This window comes from Psychrobacillus sp. (genome assembly GCF_056205495.1).
Map to the genome: position 1 here is coordinate 1 of NZ_JBAEAP010000018.1, position 5,653 is coordinate 5,653.

Annotated in this window: 7 protein-coding genes; all 7 read left to right on the forward strand. The window is 36.9% G+C overall.

The window, feature by feature from the left end:
* Positions 1-467: 467 nt before the first annotated feature.
* On the forward strand, positions 468-1,310 hold the full coding sequence (locus AC06OU_RS00455; RefSeq protein ID WP_298471961.1) for a sigma-E processing peptidase SpoIIGA: 843 nt from the start codon (positions 468-470) through the stop codon (positions 1,308-1,310).
* Positions 1,310-2,017: an RNA polymerase sporulation sigma factor SigE gene (gene sigE / locus AC06OU_RS00460; protein WP_240949634.1), complete on the forward strand. Its 708-nt coding sequence runs from the start codon at positions 1,310-1,312 to the stop codon at positions 2,015-2,017. The genes AC06OU_RS00455 and sigE overlap by 1 nt, the downstream gene beginning before the upstream one ends.
* 89 nt (positions 2,018-2,106) lie before the next feature.
* Complete coding sequence (sigG, locus tag AC06OU_RS00465) at positions 2,107-2,889, forward strand: RNA polymerase sporulation sigma factor SigG (protein ID WP_169358992.1); 783 nt, start codon at positions 2,107-2,109, stop codon at positions 2,887-2,889.
* Between the two features lie 80 nt (positions 2,890-2,969).
* Positions 2,970-3,209 carry a YlmC/YmxH family sporulation protein gene (locus tag AC06OU_RS00470; RefSeq protein WP_169358993.1) on the forward strand — a complete coding sequence of 80 codons (240 nt, stop codon included), beginning with the start codon at positions 2,970-2,972 and terminating at the stop codon, positions 3,207-3,209.
* 74 nt (positions 3,210-3,283) lie between these two features.
* Positions 3,284-3,973 (forward strand): YggS family pyridoxal phosphate-dependent enzyme, encoded by a 690-nt coding sequence (locus tag AC06OU_RS00475; protein WP_475853369.1) that lies wholly within the window; start codon positions 3,284-3,286, stop codon positions 3,971-3,973.
* Positions 3,970-4,452 (forward strand): cell division protein SepF, encoded by a 483-nt coding sequence (locus AC06OU_RS00480; protein ID WP_169358995.1) that lies wholly within the window; start codon positions 3,970-3,972, stop codon positions 4,450-4,452. The genes AC06OU_RS00475 and AC06OU_RS00480 overlap by 4 nt, the downstream gene beginning before the upstream one ends.
* A gap of 16 nt (positions 4,453-4,468) precedes the next feature.
* Positions 4,469-4,729 (forward strand): YggT family protein, encoded by a 261-nt coding sequence (locus tag AC06OU_RS00485; protein WP_169358996.1) that lies wholly within the window; start codon positions 4,469-4,471, stop codon positions 4,727-4,729.
* Positions 4,730-5,653: the final 924 nt, after the last annotated feature.

Consider the following 5,653-nt stretch of genomic DNA (forward strand, 5'->3'; position numbering starts at 1 on the left):
ATTGGAGCGCCAGACGGCGACTCCTACGGGATGAGTGAGACAGATAAGACATCACAACCACGCGCGCTAGCGATGGGTGATGGCTTATCGCTCACCCCGAGGAAAGCGTCCGGCTGGTGCGGAAATCAATTCTACTTGCCGATTTAGAACACATTATAATTCAACCCTAGCCTTTAACATAGCCTTTATTGTTTAGGAAGGCTGAGGAACTGCCTCCTCGCATTTCCCATTTACCTGTCACTCATCCCGCTGGAGCTCCAATCAATAATTGTCTCATTATTTTTCATCTTTTTGTTCTTAGTCTTCGTCTCATCAAAGGTTTATGAAATCGATTCAACCAGTAATGAAAAAAACTCATACCATAAATCTTTCTATAATTTTGTCGTTTAAAAAATTTACTTTTGAACGTCCCTTTGACAAATTTCTTATAAATCGGATGTTAAGCTTTTATCAAAAGGAGGAGAGCTATGTACGCAGAAGTTATGATTGCAACAAACACCTTTTTCAATTACACCGTTTTAGCGTTTGCAAACAGAATTGGTTGGATTGAAAACAAAAAAAGATACCTGCTTCTGTCTGCATTTGTTGCGGGATTGATAACCGTCGTTTTTTCTAATCATTTCATTACGCTATTTTTGACTTTCTTTCTCATGATTGGAATAGCGTTTTGGAAAAAAAGGACACAAATCGTCAAAGCCATTTCATTAACATTGCTAGCAAGCATCTTTGCTGGCGGACTACTTACAGCAATTGCCCCAATGTACCATAATGCGAGTAATTCATTCATGATTATCAATTATGCATTAATTGCTACGGGTGGTTTATACCTCCTCACGAAACACGTACTAAGTCTGCATATATCACAATCGGAAAGAGAACTTATTTATCCTTCTAGCATTAAATTATTCAATCAAACAAAGGAACTTACACTATTTATTGATTCTGGGAACGTCTGTACAGAACCACTTTCTAATGATCCTGTACACTTTATAGCAGCAGAAGCTCTTCGTCCCATTCTTCCAGAACTTCTTTATGATGTTATAAATAGCTGGGATAGCTCACATTATAAAGGTTTGGATATGCTTCCAAAAGAGTATGCAAGTAAGGTTCGTCTAATACCAATTGCAACCGTACAAAAGGAAAAGTCATGGGTAATTGGCATTAAATTTGATGAATGGGTCGTAAATGATCAGCCTTTACCAAAAGGTTACATCGTACTAACGAGAGGTAAGGACAAATTTCCACACGAGGCAGACGGTATCTTACATAGTTCCTCGTACTATCATTTGAAAAAAAGGAGTGCTAAATAATGATATTAAATATGCTACGTCGATTTTATTATTGGATTCTTTCATTTAGAAGAAAAGGAGTCCATTATATTGGTGGAAGTGAATCATTACCAAAACCATTGACGAGAGATGAGGAACGAGAAATGCTACTAGCTTTTATGGATGGAGATGAGTACGCAAGAGATGTGTTAATCGAAAGAAATTTAAGACTTGTAGTATACATTGCTAGAAGATTCGATCAAACGAATACAAACATAGAAGATTTGATTAGTATTGGATCAATCGGACTTATAAAAGCGGTAGAAACGTTCAATTTAGATAAAGGGATTAAGTTAGCAACCTATGCTTCAAGATGTATCGAAAACGAAATTCTTATGCATTTGAGAAAAACCAACCGCATGAAATCAGAAGTTTCATTTGATGAGCCTTTAAATTCTGATTCAGATGGTAATGAATTACTGCTTTCCGATATTTTGGGTACAAGTGAAGACCTAATAATAGAGGATGTCGAAAAAAAGCTAGAACGTCAGCATGTTTTTGAAGCTATAAATTTATTGGGAAATAGAGAAAAATATATTATGCAATGCCGTTTTGGGCTTAACGGACAAGAGGAAATGACTCAAAAAGAGGTAGCTGATCATCTTGGAATTTCCCAATCTTATATCTCAAGATTAGAGAAAAAAATAATTTTAGATTTAAAAGAAGTACTAAATGAACCGATAGCCTAATGGGTGAAATTGGATAGCTATGCTCCGAATAATCTTTTAACCGACGGATAAACTGACTAAGAACTATTAAAAAGTCCGGAGGAAGATCTATGACGAGAACAAAAGTTGAATTATGCGGCATTGACACATCAAAGCTTCCTTTACTAACCCACGAAGAAATGAAAGCATTATTTATTCGCTTACAAGCTGGCGAAGATTCGGTTAAAGATGAATTGGTAATGGGTAATTTAAGATTAGTTTTAAGTCTAGTACAGCGCTTCGCTTATAGAGGCGAGCAAGCAGATGACTTATTCCAGGTAGGTTGCATAGGGCTAATAAAGTCCATTGAAAATTTTGATTTAAAACATAATGTGCGTTTTTCCACATATGCAGTGCCTATGATCATTGGTGAGATAAAAAGACATTTGCGTGACCACCATTCTGTAAGGGTTTCTAGATCATTAAGAGATATTGCTTATAAGGCTATGAAAGCCAAGGAACAATATATTAACGAACATTTGGAAGAACCAACATTAGAAGATTTGTCTAAAATACTTGAGATACCAGTAGAAGATATATTACTATCGCTAGATGCAATTCAAGATCCTGTCTCTCTTCAAGAACCAATTTTCAGTGATGGAGGAGATGCTATTTATATGATGGATCAATTATGTGATAATGATGTATCAGAAGATCAATGGGTTACTTATTTTACTGTAAAAGAGAGTTTTCAAAACTTAGACTCGCGACAAAAGAAAATATTAACGAAAAGAATATACTTTGGTGCGACACAAACAGAAATAGCTACGGACCTGGGTCTCTCGCAGGCTCAAATCTCAAGACTAGAGAAAAGTGCCTTATCTACTATACAAAATCAGTTAAATCCTAAATAACAATCCTTAACGCTTTTTCTCGTCAGAAAAAGCGTTTTTTTCTATTTTCATGAATATACTATTAAAAAGGAGGGGAACTGTTGAAGTTTTCAGATGCGCAACAAAAAGAAGTCATTGAGGCTAATTCTGGGCAATTATTGGGCTTTATAGTGGATGCAGAAATAGATAAAGAAACAGGTCATATCATTTCCTTTATTGTAGAAACAAATGGGGCATACCCCACATTTTTCAATAAAAAAAGGGAAACGAAAAAAATTAGCGTACAAAATATAGCTGTAATTGGAAAAGATGTAATAATTGTTGCCAAAAACAGAGAATAGGTACTGTTCTTTATTGATAAAACGCCATTTCATTGATACAATGAACAAAACACTAGATGAAGAGTTGGTTTAAAATGTCAAATGTTCATAATAATTTAATTAACATTCAAAAGCATATTGAAGAAGCCTGTGTACGCTCTAATCGAAATTTTGATGATGTAACACTTATTGCTGTTACAAAGGAAGTTTCAGTAGAACGTACGGAGGAAGTTATTCAAAATGAAATATTGCATCTTGGAGAAAACAGACCTGAAGGACTTAAAAGAAAATTAGAAGCTATTTCAGCAAACGTAAAATGGCACTACATAGGCTCATTGCAAACTCGGAAAGTAAAATCGGTAATCAATGAGATAGATTATTTGCACTCCTTAGATCGTAAAAGCTTGGCCGAGGAAATTGAAAAAAGAGCAGACAATGTTAAAAATTGCTTTGTTCAAGTGAATGTTTCTGAGGAACAATCCAAGCATGGTCTATCTTTGGAAGAAGCTGAATTGTTTATTGACACTCTTAAAGATTATTCACATATACGTGTAGTCGGTCTAATGACAATGGCACCGAATACGGAAGATAAGGATTTAATCCGAAAAGTTTTCCGTAGCTTAAAAGAGCTTCAAATAAGAATTGCTGCAAAACAACTTCCACACGCCCCTTGTAAAGAACTATCCATGGGTATGTCCGGAGATTACGAAATAGCTATTGAAGAGGGAGCTACATTTATACGAATAGGAACAGCATTAGTCGGCAAAGACAAGGAGGATGAATGAGTATGAAGAATTGGGTAAAAAACTTCTTCTATTTAGAAGAGGATGAAGATACTACAACACCTCAGCAACCTAGAACACAAAATCGTGCAGTAGAACCAGAACAAGTACGACAACAGCCAGTAAAATCATCATACCCTAAAGAACGCAAATTTAATGCTGCTCCAAAGGAAACTGCTGCTACGAATCTTGTAAGTATTCAAAATATGCAAAAGTCCTCAAAGGTAATTTTAATTGAACCGAGAGTCTATGCTGAGGCACAAGACATTTCAGAGCATTTAAAGAACAAAAAAGCAGTTATTGTTAATTTACAACGTATTGACAAGGAACAAGGAATTAGAATAATCGACTTTTTAAGTGGAACAGTATATGCTTTAGGTGGAGATATTCAAAGAATAGGAACAGATATATTCTTATGTGCCCCTGATTCGGTAGAAGTAGCGGGCTCAATATCGGATTACTACTACAACGATCTAGATTAATAGAGGAGTTATTATAATGGATTTGATTTTATTTTTATTGGCACAATTAGTACAAATTTACTCATTTGCGTTGATTATTTATATCTTTATGTCATGGGTACCTAATGTGAAAGAATCTACGGTAGGACAATTTTTAGGGAGAATATGTGAGCCCTACTTAGAGCCCTTTCGTAAGATTATCCCACCAATAGGTATGATTGATATTTCACCGATTGTTGCTATATTTGTTCTTAATATAGCTATGAGAGGGATTATATCTCTAGGTCATTACATTTAACCTCACATTTGTGAGGTTTTTTTAAAATATATTATTTATTCTTGCCCCTCGGGTTAAACAAAGACAAGCAATTTAACTAAACTAAAAGGCTATGTTAAAGGTTATGGTTGATTTACGATGCAAAGAAATCTTAAATCAGAGAGTAGAATTGATTTCCGCCCCAGCCGGACGCTTTCCGTGGGGTGAGCGATAAGCCATCACCCGTCGCTAACGCGCGCGGTTGTGATGTCTTATCTGTCTCACTCATCCCACTGGAGTCGCCGTCTGTCGCTCCAAACAATAAATGGGAACAGCTTGAGCATCGATGAAGTGCTAATAAGTTTACTCATATAAACAAAGCTGAAAACTGTCACCAACCCCCATTTCATCATCTATTTATGTTCTTAATAGCCATTTGAAAGTTCCTTTTTCAATGTTTACAGTCACTATAAAAAAGAATGGTTAGTCTAAATAAACCAATAACTTTAACAAAGCTAACTATATAATGTTTTTCTGTGCTTTTCTCCATTTGCCTGTCGAGGCAGAGACAGGCGATTGTGCTTTTCTTGATGTCTAGCTCCATCGCCTTGCCCCTCGGGGTCAAATGGATAAAAGCTCCGGTGGCTGAATAGCTGCCTCCTCGCTTTTCTCCATTTGTCTGTCGGGGCAGAGACAGGCGATTGTGCTTTTCTTATTGTCTAGCTCCATCGCCTTGCCCCTCGGGGTCAAATGGGTAAAAGCTGTGGTGGCTGTGGAGCTGCCTCCTCGCTTTTTCCCATTTGCCTGTCGGGGCAGGAATAGGCGATTGCGCTTTTCTAGATGTCTAGCTTCATCGCCTTGCCCCTCGGGGTCAAATGGATAAAAGCTCCGGTGGCTGAATAGCTGCCTCCTCGCTTTTCTCCATTTGCAAGTCGGATCGTAGCCATGTCGTTCTGTGAGCCAAGG

Coding starts and splice junctions, on each gene's coding strand:
- sigE (WP_240949634.1), top strand. CDS start 1,310: ATGATATTAAATATGCTACGTCGATTTTATTATTGGATTCTTTCATTT.
- AC06OU_RS00475 (WP_475853369.1), top strand. CDS start 3,284: ATGTCAAATGTTCATAATAATTTAATTAACATTCAAAAGCATATTGAA.
- AC06OU_RS00485 (WP_169358996.1), top strand. CDS start 4,469: ATGGATTTGATTTTATTTTTATTGGCACAATTAGTACAAATTTACTCA.
- sigG (WP_169358992.1), top strand. CDS start 2,107: ATGACGAGAACAAAAGTTGAATTATGCGGCATTGACACATCAAAGCTT.
- AC06OU_RS00455 (WP_298471961.1), top strand. CDS start 468: ATGTACGCAGAAGTTATGATTGCAACAAACACCTTTTTCAATTACACC.
- AC06OU_RS00480 (WP_169358995.1), top strand. CDS start 3,970: ATGAGTATGAAGAATTGGGTAAAAAACTTCTTCTATTTAGAAGAGGAT.